The organism is Flavobacterium omnivorum (genome assembly GCF_900099915.1).
GTDB classification, from domain to species: Bacteria; Bacteroidota; Bacteroidia; order Flavobacteriales; family Flavobacteriaceae; genus Flavobacterium; species Flavobacterium omnivorum.
Genome location: NZ_FNDB01000029.1, coordinates 1 through 20,287, shown reverse-complemented (window position 1 = coordinate 20,287; position 20,287 = coordinate 1). Strand labels below are relative to the sequence as shown.

21 protein-coding genes are annotated in these 20,287 nt (G+C 33.3%); 11 read left to right on the top strand and 10 right to left on the bottom strand.

What is annotated here, in order from left to right:
- From BLS90_RS17265 to xrtF, 7 genes are all read right to left on the bottom strand, one after another.
- Nucleotides 1–143: DUF4372 domain-containing protein (locus tag BLS90_RS17265; RefSeq protein ID WP_139171362.1), on the bottom strand; the 143-nt coding region annotated here is incomplete at its 3' end.
- A 92-nt stretch (nt 144–235) separates the two neighbouring features.
- Nucleotides 236–2,248, bottom strand: coding sequence for a TonB-dependent receptor plug domain-containing protein (locus tag BLS90_RS16210; RefSeq protein WP_091259485.1), 2,013 nt, complete (start codon nt 2,246–2,248; stop codon nt 236–238).
- A 71-nt stretch (nt 2,249–2,319) separates the two neighbouring features.
- Nucleotides 2,320–2,721, bottom strand: a complete 402-nt coding sequence (locus tag BLS90_RS16205) for an HYC_CC_PP family protein (RefSeq protein ID WP_449404070.1) — start codon at nt 2,719–2,721, stop codon at nt 2,320–2,322.
- A 51-nt stretch (nt 2,722–2,772) separates the two neighbouring features.
- Entirely contained in the window at nt 2,773–4,128 is a 1,356-nt protein-coding gene (locus tag BLS90_RS16200; protein WP_091259481.1) for an MBL fold metallo-hydrolase, read from the bottom strand.
- A 41-nt stretch (nt 4,129–4,169) separates the two neighbouring features.
- On the bottom strand, nt 4,170–5,000 hold the full coding sequence (locus tag BLS90_RS16195) for a restriction endonuclease (protein ID WP_091259479.1): 831 nt from the start codon (nt 4,998–5,000) through the stop codon (nt 4,170–4,172).
- Nucleotides 5,001–5,058: 58 nt separating this feature from the next.
- Entirely contained in the window at nt 5,059–5,502 is a 444-nt protein-coding gene (locus tag BLS90_RS16190) for an exosortase F system-associated membrane protein (RefSeq protein ID WP_091259477.1), read from the bottom strand.
- Nucleotides 5,480–6,028 carry an exosortase family protein XrtF gene (gene xrtF, locus BLS90_RS16185; RefSeq protein ID WP_091259475.1) on the bottom strand — a complete coding sequence of 183 codons (549 nt, stop codon included), beginning with the start codon at nt 6,026–6,028 and terminating at the stop codon, nt 5,480–5,482. The genes BLS90_RS16190 and xrtF overlap by 23 nt, the downstream gene beginning before the upstream one ends.
- A gap of 75 nt (nt 6,029–6,103) precedes the next feature.
- On the opposite strand from xrtF, the gene BLS90_RS16180 reads away from it, so the two are divergent.
- The 7 genes from BLS90_RS16180 (at nt 6,104) to rpe (ending at nt 13,314) form a co-directional block, all read left to right on the top strand.
- Nucleotides 6,104–6,559, top strand: coding sequence for a GAF domain-containing protein (locus tag BLS90_RS16180; protein WP_091259473.1), 456 nt, complete (start codon nt 6,104–6,106; stop codon nt 6,557–6,559).
- A 31-nt stretch (nt 6,560–6,590) separates the two neighbouring features.
- Complete coding sequence (locus BLS90_RS16175) at nt 6,591–7,526, top strand: energy transducer TonB (protein WP_175455509.1); 936 nt, start codon at nt 6,591–6,593, stop codon at nt 7,524–7,526.
- Nucleotides 7,527–7,647: 121 nt separating this feature from the next.
- Nucleotides 7,648–7,914 carry a 30S ribosomal protein S15 gene (rpsO, locus tag BLS90_RS16170; protein WP_066079886.1) on the top strand — a complete coding sequence of 89 codons (267 nt, stop codon included), beginning with the start codon at nt 7,648–7,650 and terminating at the stop codon, nt 7,912–7,914.
- A gap of 237 nt (nt 7,915–8,151) precedes the next feature.
- Nucleotides 8,152–10,293, top strand: a complete 2,142-nt coding sequence (locus BLS90_RS16165) for a polyribonucleotide nucleotidyltransferase (protein WP_091259468.1) — start codon at nt 8,152–8,154, stop codon at nt 10,291–10,293.
- A 115-nt stretch (nt 10,294–10,408) separates the two neighbouring features.
- A complete protein-coding gene (locus BLS90_RS16160; protein ID WP_091259466.1) occupies nt 10,409–11,035 on the top strand; it encodes a hypothetical protein in 627 nt (208 codons plus the stop codon).
- A gap of 298 nt (nt 11,036–11,333) precedes the next feature.
- Complete coding sequence (locus BLS90_RS16155; protein ID WP_091259463.1) at nt 11,334–12,197, top strand: sigma-70 family RNA polymerase sigma factor; 864 nt, start codon at nt 11,334–11,336, stop codon at nt 12,195–12,197.
- A gap of 454 nt (nt 12,198–12,651) precedes the next feature.
- Complete coding sequence (rpe, locus tag BLS90_RS16150) at nt 12,652–13,314, top strand: ribulose-phosphate 3-epimerase (protein WP_091259461.1); 663 nt, start codon at nt 12,652–12,654, stop codon at nt 13,312–13,314.
- Nucleotides 13,315–14,015: 701 nt separating this feature from the next.
- On the opposite strand, the gene BLS90_RS16145 is transcribed toward rpe, so the two are convergent.
- Nucleotides 14,016–15,560, bottom strand: coding sequence for an Rne/Rng family ribonuclease (locus BLS90_RS16145; protein ID WP_091259487.1), 1,545 nt, complete (start codon nt 15,558–15,560; stop codon nt 14,016–14,018).
- A 414-nt stretch (nt 15,561–15,974) separates the two neighbouring features.
- Complete coding sequence (locus BLS90_RS16140; RefSeq protein WP_066080765.1) at nt 15,975–16,265, bottom strand: HU family DNA-binding protein; 291 nt, start codon at nt 16,263–16,265, stop codon at nt 15,975–15,977.
- A 132-nt stretch (nt 16,266–16,397) separates the two neighbouring features.
- On the opposite strand from BLS90_RS16140, the gene mutY reads away from it, so the two are divergent.
- The 4 genes from mutY to gldD are packed head-to-tail and all read left to right on the top strand — an operon-like array spanning nt 16,398 to nt 19,807.
- Nucleotides 16,398–17,432: an A/G-specific adenine glycosylase gene (gene mutY / locus BLS90_RS16135; protein ID WP_091259459.1), complete on the top strand. Its 1,035-nt coding sequence runs from the start codon at nt 16,398–16,400 to the stop codon at nt 17,430–17,432.
- Between the two features lie 45 nt (nt 17,433–17,477).
- Nucleotides 17,478–17,918 (top strand): single-stranded DNA-binding protein, encoded by a 441-nt coding sequence (locus tag BLS90_RS16130; protein ID WP_091259457.1) that lies wholly within the window; start codon nt 17,478–17,480, stop codon nt 17,916–17,918.
- A gap of 23 nt (nt 17,919–17,941) precedes the next feature.
- Nucleotides 17,942–19,237: a gliding motility-associated protein GldE gene (locus tag BLS90_RS16125; protein ID WP_091259454.1), complete on the top strand. Its 1,296-nt coding sequence runs from the start codon at nt 17,942–17,944 to the stop codon at nt 19,235–19,237.
- A gap of 6 nt (nt 19,238–19,243) precedes the next feature.
- Entirely contained in the window at nt 19,244–19,807 is a 564-nt protein-coding gene (gene gldD / locus BLS90_RS16120) for a gliding motility lipoprotein GldD (protein ID WP_091259452.1), read from the top strand.
- Nucleotides 19,808–19,986: 179 nt separating this feature from the next.
- Here the strand turns inward: gldD and BLS90_RS16115 are convergent.
- A partial coding sequence (locus BLS90_RS16115) for an integrase core domain-containing protein (RefSeq protein WP_139171471.1) occupies nt 19,987–20,287 on the bottom strand: 301 nt, incomplete at its 5' end.

Genomic DNA, 20,287 nt, shown 5'->3' with positions numbered 1-20,287 from the left:
AATAAATGATCTTGACTTTTAAAACTTTTCACATATCTGTCTGAATCATATTTCTCAACAGCTTTCTGAACCATTGAATCATCTATTAAAGAAATCAGCTGTCCGAAAACAGACTTAGTCGAAAAATACTTATTTTTACCCATCGTTATTTGAATTTTGCAACTCTAAATTACGATTATTTTAAGAAGCCATTAATTTGGCTTCTTTTTTATCGGACAACAATGATTTTTTAAGATTATTTAATTTTAAACCGTAAACCCGCATAATACATTTGTCCAAAAACTGGACCATAAACTATTGATGCATCAAAAGTAGGTCCAAATGGATTTTCATTACCGAGAATAACATTATTTTGTTTGTAATTGCCGACATTTTCCCCTCCAATATATATTTCAAAAGTAGAAGAAAAAGTTCTAGTAACTTGTATATTCATCACAGAAAATGACGGCGAAAATTCAGGTAGCCTATCTTCTACTGGATTAGTTGAAGTATTGGGCAATTGCTGTTTGCCGAGCCAATTGAAAGTATAATCAAACTTCCATTGCTTTCCTTTATCTAAAATAGGAGTTTCATAACCTAAATTCCCAAAGAAACGATGTTTTGCCTGCAATGGCCTTTGATAAGTTCCTGACAAATAATCCGTTTGAATATCATAGTATTTGTAGGCTGTTCTCAAATTTAAACGCTTAATTGGTTCATAATTGAACTCTACTTGCAAACTATTCGCATACGATTTACCTTCTAAGTTATAAAACAAAACCTTTTGCGGACTTTGCAATACATCAACAACTGCCTGATTTTGAAAATCGGTTCTGTAGAAATCAAAACCAACATCAGCACTTTTGCCAAAAAGCAAAAAACCCTGCATAAAACTCAACCCGTAATTCCATGCAATTTCAGGATTCAAACCGTATATTTTTCCATTGGAATCTAAAAATTCAAAAGTTCTTGAACTTGCCAAAAGCTGTTGATTTTCAGCAAAAATATTAGCGCTTCGCTTCCCTCTACCTGCTGAAAATCGCAAAACACCTTTCTCCCAAGGATTGTATCGTACATGCAATCTTGGCGTAGCAAAAGTTCCCAAACGATTATGATTGTCTATTCTACCGCCAAGAACTACGCTAAAATTCTCCGTGTTATCAAAAGTATATTCGAAAAAAGCACCTACCGAGTTATCAATCCTACTATAATCATTTACATTGACAAACTCCCCGTATTTATCATACGTGAAATTCAAGCCCGTTGAAAATTTATGTTTTGTATTATTGATAATTGAATTAAAAATCAGGTTCGAATAATAGCTTTTTTGTTCAATATTATATTGATTTAATCCAAAATAAGAGTTTTGATCGTGACTGTTGAAAGCATTTTGAAAACCAATACTCTGATACGGCATATCGGGGAATACATATCCTAATTTAGTTGAAACATCAAAACGTTCGGTATTGATTTCGGAACCCCAATACGTATTCGTTCCTCTGTCTCTATCTGGTTCAAAATTTAATTCTCCTGTTTGTTTTTGGTCACTCATATACCGGAAGTTAATGAAACTCACCCAGCCTTTTTCGGCATTGGCATATTGCCAACGGTTTAAAACATTGATTTGTTTTGCTAATGGATTGTCCAGAAAACCATCGTCATTCATATCGTTTTTTGAAACTCTGGTATTTCCATGAACAAATAAACTGCTACTCCATTTGTCAGAAATTTTCTTATTGAAATGGGTATTTAATTCAAATCGGGAATCTGTAGAACCATAAACATTCAAAAAAAATGGAATATCGCTGATTGGCTTTATTAATTCGGTATTAATTTGTCCCGAAATACTTTCGAAGCCATTGACTACACTTCCGGCTCCTTTGGTAATTTGAATACTTTCGACCCAAGTTCCCGGAGTGAATGACAATCCGTAGGCTTGAGAAGCACCACGTACTGAAGGAATATTTTCTTCTGTAATCATCAAATAAGGACTCGTTAATCCCAGCATTTTTATTTGTTTCGTTCCCGTCAAAGCATCCGAAAAATTGACGTCGATAGAAGGATTTGTTTCGAAACTTTCCGCAAGATTACAACAAGCGGCTTTGAGTAATTCTTTGCTTGTGAGTATTGTAGTATTAGCCGTCAGGCTATATGATTTTTTTAAACTTCTACCGTTACCTTTTACTTTTATCTCTTGCAAAGTATCTTGCGAATAAGAATTAAAAGCGCAAAAGAATAACAATAAAAGTATTGAAAATTGTTTTCGCATGATTGATTTTTAATGTTAGAAAAATGTAAAATCACAAAAGAGTGATTCAAGTTTTTATAGAAACATTAAAACTACGCGTAGAAAATATATTGGTGATATAATTTAAAAAAAGGTGGCGCATTAGCATCGCAGCAATACAAAAGAAATGAGTCATTTTTAAAATTTGAAACAAATGAAAACACCAAAGGATTCCATTCATTGGCAAGAAATATAAAATCAGTGTAAAAAGAGACTGTTTTTTGAATTAAGTTATCTGTTTTCTTTTGAAATTTAACCTCTTTATCTTTGCAACAATGTGATTTTTTTTCAACAACCCCACAGCAATCTTTTTCTAAATTTTTATCCTCAGCAGGCGTTTTTAAGGTCACCGACGTAATCTCACTACCGCAATAACGGACATTAAATGCTAATCCCATATTGGAAACCAATATAAGAAAAGACATAACCATACCTAGATGTTTATTAAATTTCACGTTGCAAAATTAGTGATTTTATCCGATCAAAAAATTAAATTCCCAGAGAATTTACAATTCAAATTCTTGCCCCATCAATGGAACTTTACAATCAAAACCATATTTTTCCTGTACTTTTATACGAAGTTCATCCAGAGGCTCATTTTCACCATGAACTAAAAATACTTTGGTTGGTTTATTTGCCAATTCGGACAACCAATTGAGCAAATCTTTTTGATCTCCATGTGCTGACAACCCCTGTATTTCTAATATTTTTGCTTTTACCGGATAATATTGCCCATGAATTTTAATTTCTTTTGCTCCTTCTAATAATTTTCTTCCTCGTGTTCCTTCGGCTTGATACCCCACAATAATTACGGTAGTTTCCAGAAGACCAATGTAATGTTCGAGATAACTCAACACCCTTCCTCCGGTTACCATTCCACTAGCAGCAATGACTACCTTAGGTCGCTCATCTAGTATTAACTCCATGGTTTCTTGATAATCTGAAACTAATGAAAACATTTTACTCATTTCAGCACAGTCTTCTGATGTTAACTTATGCCATTTTTGATTATTAGAAAAAATATTAAGCGCATTAATTCCCATTGGAGTATCAATAATGTACGGAATATTAGGGATTCTATCCTCTTCCCTGAGTCGCCATAACAAGTACATGATAGTTTGGGCACGCTCTACGGCAAAACTCGGAATAATAATCGTTCCGCCGTTCTCAACCGTATTGTTGAAATACATTTCCAACTCTAATTTGGTGTCCGTTTTAGGATGAATACGATTTCCGTACGTACTTTCCAGAAAAATATAATCGGCTTTCTTAGGTTTAGTTGGCGGATACAGCAACACATCGTCATCCCGACCAATATCTCCAGAAAAAACTAAAGTTTTATTTTCAAGGGTTAATGCAATACTACATGCGCCTAAAATATGTCCAGCATTGGTATAAACAGCTTCAATTTGCGCATCTAAAGCAACAGCCTCATTAGTTTCGATTACTCTAAATAGCGGAAAAACTTTTTCAGCTTGTTCAACCGTATATAGCGGTTCGGCAATTTCATGTTTAGAATATTTCCCTTCATTTGCTTTATTGGCTTCTTCCTCCTGAATCTTAGCACTATCCAAAAGGATTAGTTTGGTAATATCTTTTGTAGGCCTTGTACAATATATTTTTCCTGAAAAACCCTGATTGACTAATCTTGGCAACCAACCACAATGATCTAAATGACCATGAGTTAACAAGACAAAATCTATGGCGGAAGGTAAAACTGGCAACGGATCCCAATTGAGCTCCCGTAGAGATTTTAATCCTTGGAATAATCCACAATCAATCAAAATCCGAATCCCATCACTTTCTATTAATGTTTTAGAGCCAGTTACAGTTCCCGCTCCACCTATAAATTTAACTTTCATTTGATTTGAATTTAAAATTTAACACTCAACAATCATTTCTTCTAAATATACCTGCATAATTCTGACGCTTCTTTTAAAACGTTTTTCATCCGATTAGGACTTAATCCGATTCTGTTTAAACAATCTGAATTGTTTAAAATTTCTTTTACTAAAATAACATCCATGATTAATAATTTATCTTTTTCAGCGATAGACAATGTCGTTAAGCAGGTTACGGGATAAAGGGAATTGCTATCATTCTTAGTTTTCAAATTGTTATCTTCAGGATAATTCCAACTCAACAAATTTAATCCTGAGCATTTAGCAAAAGTGATTGCGTCTGCTGTAAATCGGTTGTTGGTGACAATCCAACATTTAGAGACCTTGTCTTTTCTATCAAAAATGGGATGACTCCTTTCCTTAATGTCATTAAAACGGGACAGAATATACATCGGAACTTTTACATCTGAAGCAACATCTCTACCAGCATGATACTTACATTCAACCATGGAGATAGTTTCATTTTTTTTGACCAAAACATCTATTTCATGTGAAACACATTTTCCTTGTAATGTCAAATTGGTTATCGTTTTATAATGCTCCGAATTGAAAATCCTACCTATATATTTTTCAAAAAAGAAACCCGCGGGACCCAAAAGCCGAATTGCTTCTCTTAAATTATAACGTGCTGCATGGGAATTAGCGGTTTTCTTCAACAATGAAAAAGCCATTTTATAGATTTGTTTCGTAGCAATTCCCTCAAACATTTGTTTTTTTATAGCATGCAAAATCGAGTCTACTTCCAGAGTACTAGCACCAGACTTTAGAAGTGATTTTTTAAGTTTATCCGGATTAAATTCAACAATATCTCCTGAATGCTTTACTATTTTCATATTGATAATAATTTGATATACAAATACTTAAACCAACATTAAAGATAAATAAAAAAGACTATCTATTTCCTTTTTGGTAATAAAATCCAGGAACAAACAATAATAAAAAAATAGGCTGAATCAAAAACCGTCGGATATAAAAAAGAATCCAGTTATGGTTTTCACGAGTAAAGAAAATGATATAGAAAAAAGAAACAATTAGAATCATAAAAAGAAAATAATACAGAACAAAAGCAAACTTAACCATCATTACTTCTTTGAAAAGCACATAAATAATACCTAATGAAAGGGTGGTATTTAATGTGTAACGAAATAATAATCCTAAAAACAATTGGAATGAATTGAAACTTGGCAACCTCAATTTAGCAAAATCCTTTTTGAAGAAATCTAAAAAAGGATCATAAAATAACTGATTCTCAAAAGCACGAATGAGTACTAATAATAAAACCAAAAACAGGAATTGTACTAGTCTCAGCTTATTATTTAATATCTTTTGAAGCATATCTTGAAAATTTACGAACCCAAATTAACCACAAAATAAAAACTACACCATAAATATACAAAGGAAAAAGGACTCCGTGCAAAAACGGCTCTTGTTTTGGAAAATAAAAAATCAGCGCACTTAAAGCTGCAATTCTCAAAACATTCAACACATATATAAGCAGGCTTCCGCCAAAGATAAATAGCAATGTTGCTTTTAGTTTCCCTGAAAAAGCTACCACAAATGAAATGAACAAAAGAATCACACTAATTGCATTACAACCTTCCACAATTCGGGCAACATATTTATCATTAAAAAACAACTTCATATAAGGATGAATCACACTTTTTTCAAGGTAGGATTGGTCATTAAATAATTGCATGACCCATTGTGTATTATAACTCACCATTGTGGTAATAGCATCTATTTTATTTTCTTCAAAACTATTAAGATAGCGCTGATAAAAAAAAGTCAATACTATATATGTCAAAAAAAAAGTGCCTAGAAAAAGCAAAAACGGCTTGTAGAGAATAAAATATTTTTTCAAAATCTATTTTTTAACAAATTTATACAATTTTTGAAACGGGCTTTAAATACTTTTGCATAAACAAAAAGTAAAAATATGACATTTCAAGAATTACAACCAAAAGTAACCGAAATCACTTTAAATACAACACAATCGAGAGACGAAAAACTATTGTCAATTTGTCAATTGCTTAGCGACTCCATTTCCTATTACAATTGGGTTGGATTTTATTTTGCAAATCACCAAGCGAAAACATTACACCTAGGCCCTTATGTAGGAGCTGAAACGGATCATACTGTAATTCCTTTTGGAAAAGGAATTTGCGGACAAGTGGCAGTTTCTAATGAGAATTTTGTAGTACCAGACGTTTCGGCACAAGACAATTACATAGCCTGTAGTTTTACCGTAAAATCTGAAATTGTTGTCCCTTTATTTGTAAATGGAGAAAACATAGGTCAAATTGATATTGACAGCCATGTTATAGACCCATTTACTAAAGAGGATGAAAAATTCTTGGAGTTTGTGAATAAAGAAATTGCTAAATTGTACTAAAAACATTTTTATAATGAATAACCTCTATTTTATGAAATCTTTATTACTAAGCATACTATTCATCCCTATTGCATTACTAGCGCAGCATAACACTGAAAAAAAAATATACCTAGATTCTTTATGGAACGAGACAAAAGAAGGCAACCATAAATATTATAGAATAATCAATTCAGATGACACTGCAAATGAGCTCTATCATATCAAAGATTACTATGAATCTGGTGTTTTACAAATGGAAGGAAATTCAAAAACAGAAGATGGATATGGAAAAGAAGGAGAGTTTGTATTTTATTATAAAAACGGTAATAAAAAAAACAAAACAAATTATTATAAATCTAGACTATTAGGCAAGGACGAGAAGTGGTATGAAAGTGGTTTAAAAAAATCCGAAGGTGACTATTTTGAGTCAAAAGATGGTTTTTCATCAACATATAAAACAAAAAATTTTTGGAATCCAGAAGAAAAACAAATCGTTAGTAATGGAAATGGCTATTATGAAGACAATACAGAAGATGGATTTGACTCAGGAGAAATCAAAAACGGATTAAAAGAAGGGATTTGGACAGGAACTTACAACAAAAAACTTCACTATACAGAGGAATATAATAAAGGAGAAATCATTTCGGGGGTAAGTAAGGACGAACATAACAAAGAGTACAAATACACTATGTTAGAGGTTAGACCCGAACCAATAAAAGGAATAAAAGATTTTTATAAACATATTGGCAAAAACTTTAGGATACCTAGAGCTTATGAGAGTATGAAAGGAAAAATTATAACTATTTTTGTTATCGAAAAAGATGGAGAAATTGTTGAACTAAAAAACATCAAATCAGTATTTGAAATTTTAGACCAAGAAGCCATTAGAGTAATTAGTAGTTATGGCAAATGGAAACCAGGACTACAAAGAGGGCAAAATGTTAAAGTACTGTATTCAATCCCTATTTCATTATCTGGGATAAAATAAAAAAGAACCAAATAAAAATTATAATGATTTATTGGCTCATATTTCACATTTATTTTTTACTTTTGCACCCGTCGTATAATAGATGTACGACATACATAAAAATCATTAAACAAATATTGGAATGTATTTAACTAAAGAGATTAAAGAAGAAATCTTCGCTAAACACGGAGAAAAAACAAACACTGGAAAATCAGAAGCTCAAATTGCTTTATTCACTTTCAGAATTAGCCATTTAACGGAGCACTTGAAAAAAAATCGTCATGATTACAATACAGAGCGTTCATTAGTATTGCTTGTAGGTAAAAGAAGATCTTTGTTGGATTACTTGAAGAAAACAGAAATCAACAGATACCGTGAAATTATCAAAGTATTGAATATCAGAAAATAATCAATAGAAAAGAGGTGCGAAAGTGCCTCTTTTTTATTTTATAATTTAGAGTCTAAAAATTCTATTTCAATCCTGACACAAAAGGGATTAGAATCAATACTCCTCCACAAAGTCTTTACCATTTCGTAAATGACAAATAAAAAAAAGTTTGGTTTTTCATTGGGTTTTAGGCATTAACTACGCAAAACAACAACTACAACACAACTAGAACCCATGTTTAACTTATAAATTAAATTTATGATTCCACAATTATTTGTAGAAAGTATCGATTTAGGTGATGGCAGAAACATCACAATCGAGACAGGTCGTTTAGCCAAACAAGCGGATGGATCTGTAGTAGTAAGAATAGGCAAAACTGTTATTTTAGGAACAGTAGTGTCTTCAAGAAAAGCAAGTCCAGGTATCGACTTTTTACCGCTTACGGTAGATTATCGTGAAAAATTTGCTGCAGCAGGACGTTTTCCTGGTGGTTTCTTCAAAAGAGAAGCAAGACCAAGTGATAACGAAGTACTAACCATGCGTTTAGTTGACCGTGTATTGCGTCCGCTTTTTCCAGATGATTACCACGCTGAAGTTCAGGTAATGATTCAATTAATGTCCCACGACGACGATGTAATGCCAGATGCATTAGCAGGTTTAGCAGCATCAGCAGCTTTAGCTTTGTCTGACATTCCTTTCGAAACATTAATTTCTGAGGCTAGAGTTGGTAGAGTTGACGGAAAATTCATTATCAATCCATCTCGTGCTCAATTAGAAGCATCTGATATCGATATGATGATTGGTGCGTCTATGGATTCTATCGCCATGGTAGAAGGTGAAATGAAAGAAATTTCAGAAGCAGAAATGCTTGAAGCAATTAAATTTGCTCACGAACACATCAAAAATCAAATTGCTGCTCAACTGCGTTTACAAGCTGCTTTTGGTAAAAAAGAAACTCGTATTTACGAAGGAGAAAGAGAAGATGAAGCTATTTACGCAAAGGTAAAAGACGCATCTTACGATAAAATCTACGCTATTGCTAGCAAAGGTTCTTCTAAACAAGAACGTACAGCTGCATTTGCAGAAGTAAAAGAAGAAGTAAAAACATTATTTACTGAAGAAGAATTAGCTGAAAATGGCGATTTAGTTTCTAAATATTTTTACAAAACAAACAAAGAAGCAGTTCGTAACGTAACCCTAGATTTAGGAACACGTTTAGACGGAAGAAAAACTACAGAAATTAGAGATATCTGGTGTGAAGTAGATTACCTTCCATCAGTACACGGATCTGCATTGTTTACACGTGGAGAAACTCAAGCCTTGGCAACAGCTACTTTAGGAACTTCTAGAGAAGCAAACCAAATTGACTCTCCATCTCAACAAGGGGAAGAGCGTTTCTATTTACACTATAACTTCCCTCCTTTCTCAACTGGTGAAGCTCGACCATTAAGAGGAACTTCAAGAAGAGAAGTAGGCCACGGAAACTTAGCGCAAAGAGCGTTGAAAAATATGATTCCTACTGATTGTCCTTACACAATCCGTGTGGTTTCTGAAGTATTAGAATCTAACGGTTCTTCTTCTATGGCAACTGTTTGTGCTGGAACATTAGCATTGATGGATGCAGGTATCCAAATGATTCGTCCCGTTTCTGGAATTGCAATGGGATTAATTACTGACGGAGATCGTTATGCTGTATTGTCTGATATTCTTGGTGATGAAGATCACTTAGGCGATATGGACTTTAAAGTTACTGGAACTGCAGAAGGAATTACAGCTTGCCAAATGGACATCAAAATTGATGGATTGAAATACGAGATTATGGAAGCAGCATTGGCGCAAGCTCGTGATGGTCGTTTGCATATCCTTGGAATATTAATCGACACTTTGGCAGCTCCAAAAGAAGATGTTAAAGCGTATGCTCCAAAAATTATTACAAGAAGAATTCCTAATGCGTTTATTGGCGCGTTGATTGGACCTGGTGGAAAAGTGATTCAAGAATTACAAAAAACAACAGGAACAACAATTGTTATCAATGAAGACCCTGCTACGGAAGAAGGGGTAATCGAAATCTTAGGAACCGATCCTGCTGGAATTGAAGCTGTATTGGCTAAAATCAAGTCAATCACTTTCAAGCCTCAAATGAATGAGTCATATGAAGTGAAAGTAATCAAAATGTTAGATTTTGGTGCAGTAGTTGAATACCTAGAAGCTCCAGGAAACGAAGTATTGCTTCACGTATCTGAGCTTGCATGGGAACGTACTGAAAATGTTTCTGACGTTGTGAACATGGGCGATGTTTTCCAAGTGAAGTACTTAGGTATGGATCCGAAAACAAGAAAAGAAAAAGTGTCTAGAAAAGCACTTATGCCAAGACCTCCACGCGAGGAAAGAAAAGAGTAATCAGATCTTAGTTTACTAAAGGTTTATTTATAGGAAATCCCGTTTCATGAATTTGAAGCGGGATTTTTGTTTTATTTATGAAAGTATTACATTTGAGTACTAAAACAATAAAAATATGTTCTCTAACGAATTTAAAAAAGCACTAAAAGAACTACAAAGTGAGGAAAAAGACAAGTTGATAATCCGACTTTTAAAAAAAGACTTAGATTTAGCTAACCGTCTTCATTTTGAACTAGTCGCTACCGAAACCGTGGATGAAAAGAGAAATAGTTTTGAAAAAGCAATGCTAAAAAAAATCAATCACTTAAGCAATAGTTTTTATTCAGTTGGATATTTATTACAAGATATTCGCTACGTGAGCGGTGACATAAATGAACATGTAAAAATAACTAAAGACAAGTTTGGTGAAATAAGACTAAATCTTAAAATGTTAATTCAACTCTTAACAATTAACGGCGAAAGAATAGAAACTGTGCCTTATGCAAAAGCGTACACGTTATGCATCTATGTAATTGCACGAGCTTTTAAAATTTTACTTTTAATAAAGACTATTAACGAGGACTATTTTTTAGATTTTAAAGAAGACCTTTCCACATTAGGAAAACTAATTTATGACATCCCTTTTTTAATGCACACCGCTATTAATAATGAATTAGATGTCAATTGGTTGATTTCTGGTGAAATACCAAGTAATATTCTTGAGATTCATAAAGAAATTAGACAAAATGGTTTTTTGAGGTAGAAAATCTCTGAATAGCATTTTATATACAAGTAACTAGGATTTAGTTTTAGTAGTTTTACTAAAAGCCACCAACAGAGCTACTCTGAAATATATTAATTTTTTGCGAACAACAGCATTAGGGATAGAAGTGGAAATCCTTTTTATTTTTTCTTTAAAATAAAAAGATTGCAACGTATAGCCCGACCGCAGGGAATGCCCTTAAAAATCTTTCCAAAATAAAATTTAAAAATAAATGTAACTTTTTTGCAACTCCCTACGTATAACTATTTGTACACTTAAAAATTGAGGAGACACAAACATGAGACAACTTAAAATCACCAAGCAGGTAACGAATCGTGAAACTGCATCATTAGACAAATATTTACAAGAAATTGGAAAAGTTGACCTTATTACCGCTGACGAAGAGGTAGAATTAGCACAAAAGATAAAAGCTGGGGATCAAAAAGCCTTAGAGAAATTGACAAAAGCTAATTTACGTTTCGTTGTTTCGGTAGCAAAACAATACCAAAATCAAGGACTTACACTTCCCGATTTGATTAACGAAGGAAATTTAGGATTGATAAAAGCAGCACAACGTTTTGATGAAACACGTGGTTTCAAATTCATCTCGTATGCCGTTTGGTGGATACGTCAATCTATATTACAAGCATTAGCAGAACAATCTCGTATTGTTCGTTTGCCTTTGAACAAAATTGGTTCTATCAACAAAATCAACAAAATGTATGCTTTATTAGAGCAATCTAACGAGCGTCCACCATCTGCTGAGGAAATTGCAAAAGAATTGGACATGACCGTAAATGATGTAAAAGAGTCTATGAAAAACTCTGGTCGTCACTTATCCATGGATGCACCTCTTGTAGAAGGAGAAGATTCTAATTTTTACGATGTATTGCGTTCTGGTGAATCTCCCAATCCAGACAGAGAATTAATTCACGAATCATTGCGTACTGAAATCGAGCGTTCCTTAGAGACATTGACTCCAAGAGAAGCTGATGTAGTTCGTTTGTACTTTGGTCTTGGCGATCAACACCCAATGACTTTGGAAGAAATTGGAGAAACTTTCGACCTAACTCGGGAGCGCGTGCGTCAAATCAAGGAAAAAGCAATCCGAAGATTGAAACACACTTCTAGAAGTAAAATACTAAAAACCTATTTAGGATAAAAATAGTCTAAGGTCATGAAGTCTAAAGTTTTAAAGTCAGCGTACTTTATGACTTTAGACTTTTAAACTTTATGACTAATAAGAGTAACGACGGTCTGATTAACTGTTCGTTTTTTGATTGATGATTGAAACCTCGGCTGATTACCGAGGTTTTATTTTTTTAAATCGAAATTGTTTTCACTCTTCACTTTTCACTTTTCACTTTTCACTTTTCACTTTTCACTATTCATTATTATGGCGTAACCCTCCGTAAAAACTTCGGGTCGGGCTTTTCGTTACAATCTTTTTATTAAAAAAAATAAAAAGGATTTCCACTTCAATCCCTTACGCAAATTACAGAATAAAACACGAATTTCATCCCAAAAAAACTTTCGCCAATTGTTGCAAAAAAAACTACTTTTGCACTAACAACAACTTAAGAATCTGAAATAAATTCAGATTAAACAACTACACAATGAAAAATACACTTATCGCACCATCCGTATTAGCCGCCGATTTTGGAAACCTACAACGCGACATCGAAATGATAAACAATAGCCAAGCCGATTGGTTTCATATTGACATTATGGATGGTGTTTTTGTTCCTAACATTTCTTATGGTATGCCCGTTCTGGAAGCGATTAACAAACATGCAAAAAAAACGATTGATGTACATTTAATGATTGTAGATCCAGATCGTTATATCAAAACTTTTGCTGAATTAGGCGCTAACATACTAAGCGTACACTATGAAGCATGTACCCATCTTCACAGAACGCTACAAGCAATCAAATCTGAAGGAATGAAAGCAGGAGTTGCAATCAATCCACATACTAATATTGATCTGTTGGAAGACGTCATCAATGATATTGACCTAGTTTGTATTATGAGTGTGAATCCCGGTTTTGGAGGACAATCCTTTATTGAAAACACCTATGCTAAAGTTGAAAAGCTAAAAGCTTTAATCACTAGAAAAGGAGCGTCGACGTTAATTGAAGTTGATGGTGGTGTTACTAACAAAAATGCAAAGCAACTAGTTGAAGCTGGCGCAGATGTTTTGGTTGCAGGAAGCTTTGTCTTTAAGGCCGAGAATCCAACACAAACGATACAAGATTTAAAGACGCTTACTAGTTTCTAAAAAGACAAGTTTACAATAAAAAAGTCCCGCTCTGATTTTAATTAGAGCGGGAATTCTAATAAAAAAGGATTAAACTTTATTGTTTATAAATAAAGCAAATTTTACCTCCCATTCTTCATGGTTCAAAGACCGATTTCACTACTTTTTATTAAATCATAGCCTAATAAAAATACTTATTACTAAGTGAATTCTATTTTTGAATCATTTTCTAAAAAAAACTTCATTTTTGATTCCAGTAGTTCAAATAGATTTTGCATTAGTGGAATGATTGAAATAATTCAAAGGCAGAATCCTATTGTGATATTAAAAATAAAGCAAAAGGCATTTATATTTCATAACACAAGCCCATGCAAATCGTTAAGGTTAGAGTGTATGTTCTAGTGACTAGCAGTTTTGCTTTTATAGATAAAACCGCAGATAATAGAGGATTTAAAGCAACTAAATAGTTTATAGAAATGGAGCCTTGAGCGCCATGTTCTGTTTAATTTAGATTTCTTTTGTTCCGTGTGCATGTTCAATTTAGCATTTATCAAGATTAAAAAAAGCTTTTACTTCTCAAAATTATTACCCATTCCCATTTAGAACCAGTATACTTATCCTTTGCCTACTTAGGCAAAAAATAAAATAGACCGATTAGATAGAAACAGCAACTAAAAAAAGAGCAAAAAAAAACTCCCCAATTTCTTGAGGAGTTTTTTAAATTATTCTAAAATAGCATTTCCTTTTTTATCGTAGAAATGATACTCTAAATACGTGTAAGCGTCACGAGGTATGATTTTCACCCATTTCTTATGTTCAAGAAACCATTTTGAACGTAATGATGGAAAACCTTTACTGAGGTATGCAGCCACAAATGGATGTACATTAAGCACAACGTGTTTATGGATTTTTAGAATTCGTTCTAGATCAAAAGCGATTTTATCAATGATTTGAATTGGGGCTTCAATTTCGCCACTTTCATTGTTTGGATCCTCTTCTCTAGTTTTAATATTAACTTCAGGTCTTACTCTTTGACGTGTGATTTGGACTAATCCAAATTTGCTAGGAGGTAAGATCTTGTGTTTCGCTTTATCATCGCTCATTTCCTCTTTCAAGAAGTCGAACAAGACTTTACGATTTTCGGGATTTGACATATCGATAAAATCGACTACAATGATGCCACCCATATCTCGCAGACGCAATTGTCTAGCGATTTCGGCAGCAGCAATCATATTGACTTCCATGGCTGTATCTTCCTGATTGGTCGCTTTATTAGAACGGTTTCCACTATTCACGTCGATAACGTGCAAAGCTTCTGTATGTTCAATAATAAGATAAGCTCCCTTACTCATGGACACTGTTTTTCCAAAAGAAGTTTTGATTTGTCTCTCTATGTTGTATTTCTCAAAAATGGGTGTGTCCTTTGATTGATAAAACTTAACAATTGATTGTTTGGATGGTGCAATTTCTTGCAAATAATCCTTAGTTTGGTTGTACAACTCTTCATCATCGATTTGGATACCGCTAAAGGTATCATTAAATACGTCTCTCAATATCGAAGAGGCTCTGTTGAGTTCTCCTAATACTTTAGACGGATGATGAGCAGTTGGTAATTTTTTACACATTGCAGTCCATCTGCTGAGCAGGTTCTGCAAATCTTTTTCTAATTCGGCTGTATTTTTGCCTTCGGCTACTGTGCGAACAATAACACCAAATCCTTTTGGTTTGATGGATTGTACTAATCGTTTCAAGCGTTCTTTCTCTTTTTTGTCTTCTATTTTTTGTGAAATAGAAACGCGGTCAGAAAACGGAACCAAAACTATAAATCTTCCGGCAAGAGAAAGCTCAGCGCTAATTCTTGGTCCCTTTGTAGATATAGGTTCTTTGACGACTTGTACTAAAACAGATTGATTGGAACTCAAAACATCAGTAATGGTGCCATCTTTGTCTATTTCTTTTTCAAACTGAAAGTTTTTTAGGGAGAAATCTTTTAATTTACCTGCGCTTACAAGTTTTATGAATTTCAGTTGGGAAGCTAAGTTAGGTCCTAAATCATGATAATGTAAAAAGGCATCTTTTTCAAAGCCAACATTCACAAAAGCAGCATTAAGTCCTGCAACAGGTTTCCTGATTTTGGCAATAAAAATATCACCAACTTGGAAGTTGCTTTTCTCCTCTTCTTTGTGTAATTCAATTAGTTTTCCATCTTTTAATAAGGCAAAATCTACGGCTTCAGAACTAGATCGGATGATTAATTCTTTATTCACGCTGTACATTTTTATCCGAACTTTTTAGTTTTCAATTTTCGGTTTTCAGCTTTAGCTTTACAACTAATAACTCATAACTTAGAACTCATAACTGAATTGTTAGGATGGATTAAACAATATTTTAACAGGTATTGTACCCGGGGAAACTTAAAGATTTTTGATTGTTGATTTTTGATTTCAGATATTTTTAAAAAAATATGCCATCTGCAATCGTTAATCTTAATTCTTAAATCATTCTGTTTCAATTTCAATGAACTTTTAAACTTAAAAAAGAAAAAAGTAGTTTAAAACTACTTTTTCTTTTTGTGACGGTTAGCTCTCGCTCTTTTTTTACGTTTGTGCGTTGCTACCTTATGTCTCTTTCTTTTTTTACCACTTGGCATATCTTGTCGATTTTATGATTAATTAATATTATTATTTTGCTTCGTTATTTGTTTTCACTCCTTCTACAAAAACTTTTGCAGGTTTGAATGCAGGAATGTTGTGTGCAGGAATTTTTATTGTCGTATTCTTGGAAATATTTCTTCCTGTTTTTTCCGCTCTAGTTTTCACTATAAAACTTCCAAAACCTCTTAAATAAACATTGTCTCCAGTTTCTAATGAATTTTTTACTTCATTCATAAAAGTCTCTACAGTTGCCTGTACATCTCCTTTTTCAAGACCTAATTTTTCTGAAATTTTTGCTACGATATCTGCTTTCGTCATTTTCTTTCCTATTTATAATTTTGTACTGTTTTTTTGAGTTTGCAAATATAGGAATTTAAAAAACAATTATTCAAGCTAATTGATTAAATTTTAATCACATAAACTTTTACTTTTGCAGTCTAATATTTTAAGATGAATTTTTCTAACCTGTTGATAAAATGGTATTTACAAAATAAACGCGAATTACCATGGAGAAATACCACCAATCCATACCCTATTTGGCTCTCTGAAATCATGTTGCAACAGACGCGTGTTGCACAAGGAATGCCTTATTTTTTATCTTTTACAACCGCTTTCCCTACTGTTTTTGATTTGGCGGAAGCCGATGAAGAACAAGTTTTGAAACTCTGGCAGGGATTAGGATATTATTCCAGAGCCCGAAACCTACATAAAACAGCCCAACATATAGCACAGGAATTATCGGGAGTATTTCCAGACAATTATAATGACTTATTAAAATTAAAAGGAGTGGGCGAATACACAGCAGCTGCAATTGCCTCCTTCTCCTACAATGAAGTTGTACCTGTTGTGGATGGAAATGTATTTCGGGTTTTATCTCGCTATTTTGATATAGAGACTGATATCGCCTTGGCTTCCGCCAAAAAAGAATTCGCTGCTTTAGCTTTCGAACTAATGCCAAAAGCCAATCCGGCAACGTTCAATCAAGCCATTATGGAGTTTGGCGCTTTACAATGTGTACCAAAAAGCCCTAATTGTGGTATTTGTATTTTCAACGAAAGTTGTGCCGCTTTGCAAAAAAAGAAAGTAGATCAGCTGCCCGTCAAATCCAAAAAATTAAAAGTGCGTAATAGATACTTTAACTACCTAGTTGCTGCCGATGAAAAAGAAAATACGATAATTCAAAAACGAACCGCAAAAGGAATTTGGCATAATTTATATGAGTTTCCCTTGATAGAAACAGAAAAGGAAGAAGACTTTAATTTTATCAAGGAACAGATTCAAATAGATTTTTTTTCAAATAACGCCGTTACTAGTCTACTCGAGTGTAATGAGAAGAGTATCATTCACAAACTATCACACCAACATTTACACATTAAGTTTTGGAAAGTAACGCTTAAGGGCGTACTTAAAAACGGGATCGATACCGAAACTTTGAAAACATTTCCTTTCCCAATTGTGATACATAATTTTATTGAATTGAATTAAGTATTTCCAAAAAACTGTATCTTTGATAAAATACCACATTCTAAAATGAACGGAACATTAAATAAAGTATTGCTAATTGGTTTTCTTGGAGATGATATTAAAATGCATTATTTTGATGGAGGTAATTGCATTGGTAGATTTCAGTTGGCAACAAACGAGGTCTACATTAACAAAACCACCAACGAAAAAATCACCTCTACAGAATGGCATAATTTAGTTGTTCGCAATAAAGCGGCTGAACTTTGTGAAAAATACCTTTCTAAAGGAGATAAAATATATGTAGAAGGACGTATTAAGTCCCGCCAGTGGCAGTCAGAGGACGGAAGCACCAAACACACCACTGAAATTCAGGTAACCGAATTTACTTTTCTTACTACCAAGAAAGAGGGAGAAACTAACAAACAATTCAACGCACCTGATGTTTCAAAAAACACTAATTTTGAACCAGAAAAAAATGTCTTACCCATTAACGACTTGCCATTTTAATTGTCTAACTAATCCCTACTAATGTGGACCCAGAGCCCAGTTTGTTTTTTACTTATATTATTGATCCTACTTTAGCTTTTGACCTTGCAGTGGTTGTCGCTTTACTATTTTGTTCTGCATTAATTTCTGGCGCAGGAGTCGCCTTATTCTCTTTGTCACAAAAAGATATTGACGAAATGATACTGGAAAACAAATCTAAAGCTAATCTAATTTCCAAACTTTTAGAAAAACCAAAAAAACTATTAGCAACACTCATGGTAGCTAATAATTTCATTAACATATCAATAATACTATTATTTTCGTATGTGAGCAAAAGCATGTTTATAGCCATAACAGCACCGCTTTTAAAATTCATTATTGAAGTATTGGTCATCGCCTTCTTGATTTTATTTTTTGGAGAAGTACTTCCCAAAGTGTATGCCAGTAGAAACAATAAAAAGTTTGCCAAGCTGGTTGCCTATCCCATCGCTTTTTTGGATAAGTTACTATCGCCAATAAGCTTGCCCATGAGATCCGTTACAATTTATTTGCATAACAAATTAGCAAAGCAAAAGACAAATTTCTCTGTAGATCAACTGTCACAAGCGCTGGAACTTACCGCATCAGATGAAACTTCTTCTGAAGAACAAAAGATATTAGAAAGCATTGTAAGCTTTGGAAACACGGACACTAGACAAGTAATGAGCCCTAGAATTGATATTTTTGCCGTAGAAATTGAGGAGTCTTTTTCAGTTATTTGTCCCAAAATCATAGAAAAAGGTTATTCAAGAATTCCAGTATATCGAGACAATATTGACCAAATAGAAGGCGTTTTATTTGTTAAAGATTTGCTTCCCCATATCTATACGAACGAATTTGACTGGAAATCCTTGTTACGAGAACCCTTTTTTGTTCCTGAAAATAAAAAGCTAGACAACTTGCTCAAAGATTTTCAAAGCATGAAAAGCCATTTGGCTATCGTTGTTGATGAATACGGAGGAACTTCAGGATTAGTATCTCTTGAAGACGTAATTGAAGAAATTGTTGGTGATATCAGTGATGAATTTGATGATGAACACATTAATTTTTCGCAAATTGACGACAAAAACTACCTTTTTGAAGGAAAAATAAACCTCAAGGATTTCTACCGAATTATGGAGGCTGATGAAGAATCATTCGAGATCAAAAAGGGAGAAGCAGAGACACTCGCTGGATTTATTCTTGAAATTTTAGGAAATTTTCCAAAAAAAAATCAAAAAATTTCATTTGGAAACTACTTATTTACAATAGAAACAGTTGATGAAAAAAGAGTAAAACAAATTAAAGTAACGATTGAATAAGTACTAATGATAAAAAAAACAATCACTTTTTCGCTAATTATTACCATGTCATTCTTAAGTTTTAGCTGTAAAGACGATGTCTTGCCTAAACCCTCAAGTTACTTACGATTGGATTATCCCGAAGCAAAATATGTGAGTTTTGAAAACGAATGTCCTTTTGCTTTCGAAATGAATACAGATGCAGTTATCAAAAAAGAGACGGATTGTGGTTTCACCATTACATATCCAAAAATGAAGGCAACAATTTATCTTACTTATAAACCAGTAGCTAAAAACATCAATGAACTATTGCGTGATGCGCAAAAATTAACTTACGAACACGTAATTAAAGCAGATGACATTCTGGAACAACCGTATTTAAATTCAAACAAAAAAGTTTACGGAATGTTTTATCAAGTTGAAGGAAATGCAGCAACAAATGCACAGTTTTACGCAACAGATAGTACCAAACACTTTGTAACGGGTTCCGTTTATTTTTACGCTAAACCGAATTATGATTCCATTATGCCTGCAGCGAGTTACATAAAAAACGATATGCAGCGACTGATGGAAACCCTGAAGTGGAAGTAACAACGATAAAGATTAACCAAAATATTGCGAAACAATGAATAATCTTTTATAACATACAAGACATTTAAGTACAAATAAGCCCGTGAATACTAAATTTCGAATTTTCTTAAATGACCTTCAATGATTTATATTGTCTTGTCCTGAATAACCGATACAGATTATTAGATAAAAATATTTAATTAAACACTTGCAAAAACGTTTTTGCAAGTGTTTTTTGTTTTATATGTCCTCATTTTAATTTGACTTTGTATATGCATTTTGTTTGGAGTCAGCATGAAATTAGAATAATGAGGTCTTAATTCATTGTATATACTGATTGATTCTTTTACAATTTGTTTCATGATTTTTAAATCTAGGTTGTATTTATCAATCATGAATTCCTGTTTTAATATTCCATTTATTCTTTCCGCTACTGCATTTTCATATGGGTCAGAGTTTTGTGTCATACTTGGTAGTATTCCGTTTTTATTTAGTGTGTTT

Coding starts and splice junctions, on each gene's coding strand:
- BLS90_RS16210 (WP_091259485.1), bottom strand. CDS start 2,248: ATGCGAAAACAATTTTCAATACTTTTATTGTTATTCTTTTGCGCTTTT.
- BLS90_RS16200 (WP_091259481.1), bottom strand. CDS start 4,128: ATGAAAGTTAAATTTATAGGTGGAGCGGGAACTGTAACTGGCTCTAAA.
- BLS90_RS16195 (WP_091259479.1), bottom strand. CDS start 5,000: ATGAAAATAGTAAAGCATTCAGGAGATATTGTTGAATTTAATCCGGAT.
- BLS90_RS16190 (WP_091259477.1), bottom strand. CDS start 5,502: ATGCTTCAAAAGATATTAAATAATAAGCTGAGACTAGTACAATTCCTG.
- BLS90_RS16180 (WP_091259473.1), top strand. CDS start 6,104: ATGACATTTCAAGAATTACAACCAAAAGTAACCGAAATCACTTTAAAT.
- BLS90_RS16175 (WP_175455509.1), top strand. CDS start 6,591: ATGAAATCTTTATTACTAAGCATACTATTCATCCCTATTGCATTACTA.
- rpsO (WP_066079886.1), top strand. CDS start 7,648: ATGTATTTAACTAAAGAGATTAAAGAAGAAATCTTCGCTAAACACGGA.
- BLS90_RS16165 (WP_091259468.1), top strand. CDS start 8,152: ATGATTCCACAATTATTTGTAGAAAGTATCGATTTAGGTGATGGCAGA.
- BLS90_RS16160 (WP_091259466.1), top strand. CDS start 10,409: ATGTTCTCTAACGAATTTAAAAAAGCACTAAAAGAACTACAAAGTGAG.
- BLS90_RS16155 (WP_091259463.1), top strand. CDS start 11,334: ATGAGACAACTTAAAATCACCAAGCAGGTAACGAATCGTGAAACTGCA.
- rpe (WP_091259461.1), top strand. CDS start 12,652: ATGAAAAATACACTTATCGCACCATCCGTATTAGCCGCCGATTTTGGA.
- BLS90_RS16140 (WP_066080765.1), bottom strand. CDS start 16,265: ATGACGAAAGCAGATATCGTAGCAAAAATTTCAGAAAAATTAGGTCTT.
- mutY (WP_091259459.1), top strand. CDS start 16,398: ATGAATTTTTCTAACCTGTTGATAAAATGGTATTTACAAAATAAACGC.
- BLS90_RS16130 (WP_091259457.1), top strand. CDS start 17,478: ATGAACGGAACATTAAATAAAGTATTGCTAATTGGTTTTCTTGGAGAT.
- gldD (WP_091259452.1), top strand. CDS start 19,244: ATGATAAAAAAAACAATCACTTTTTCGCTAATTATTACCATGTCATTC.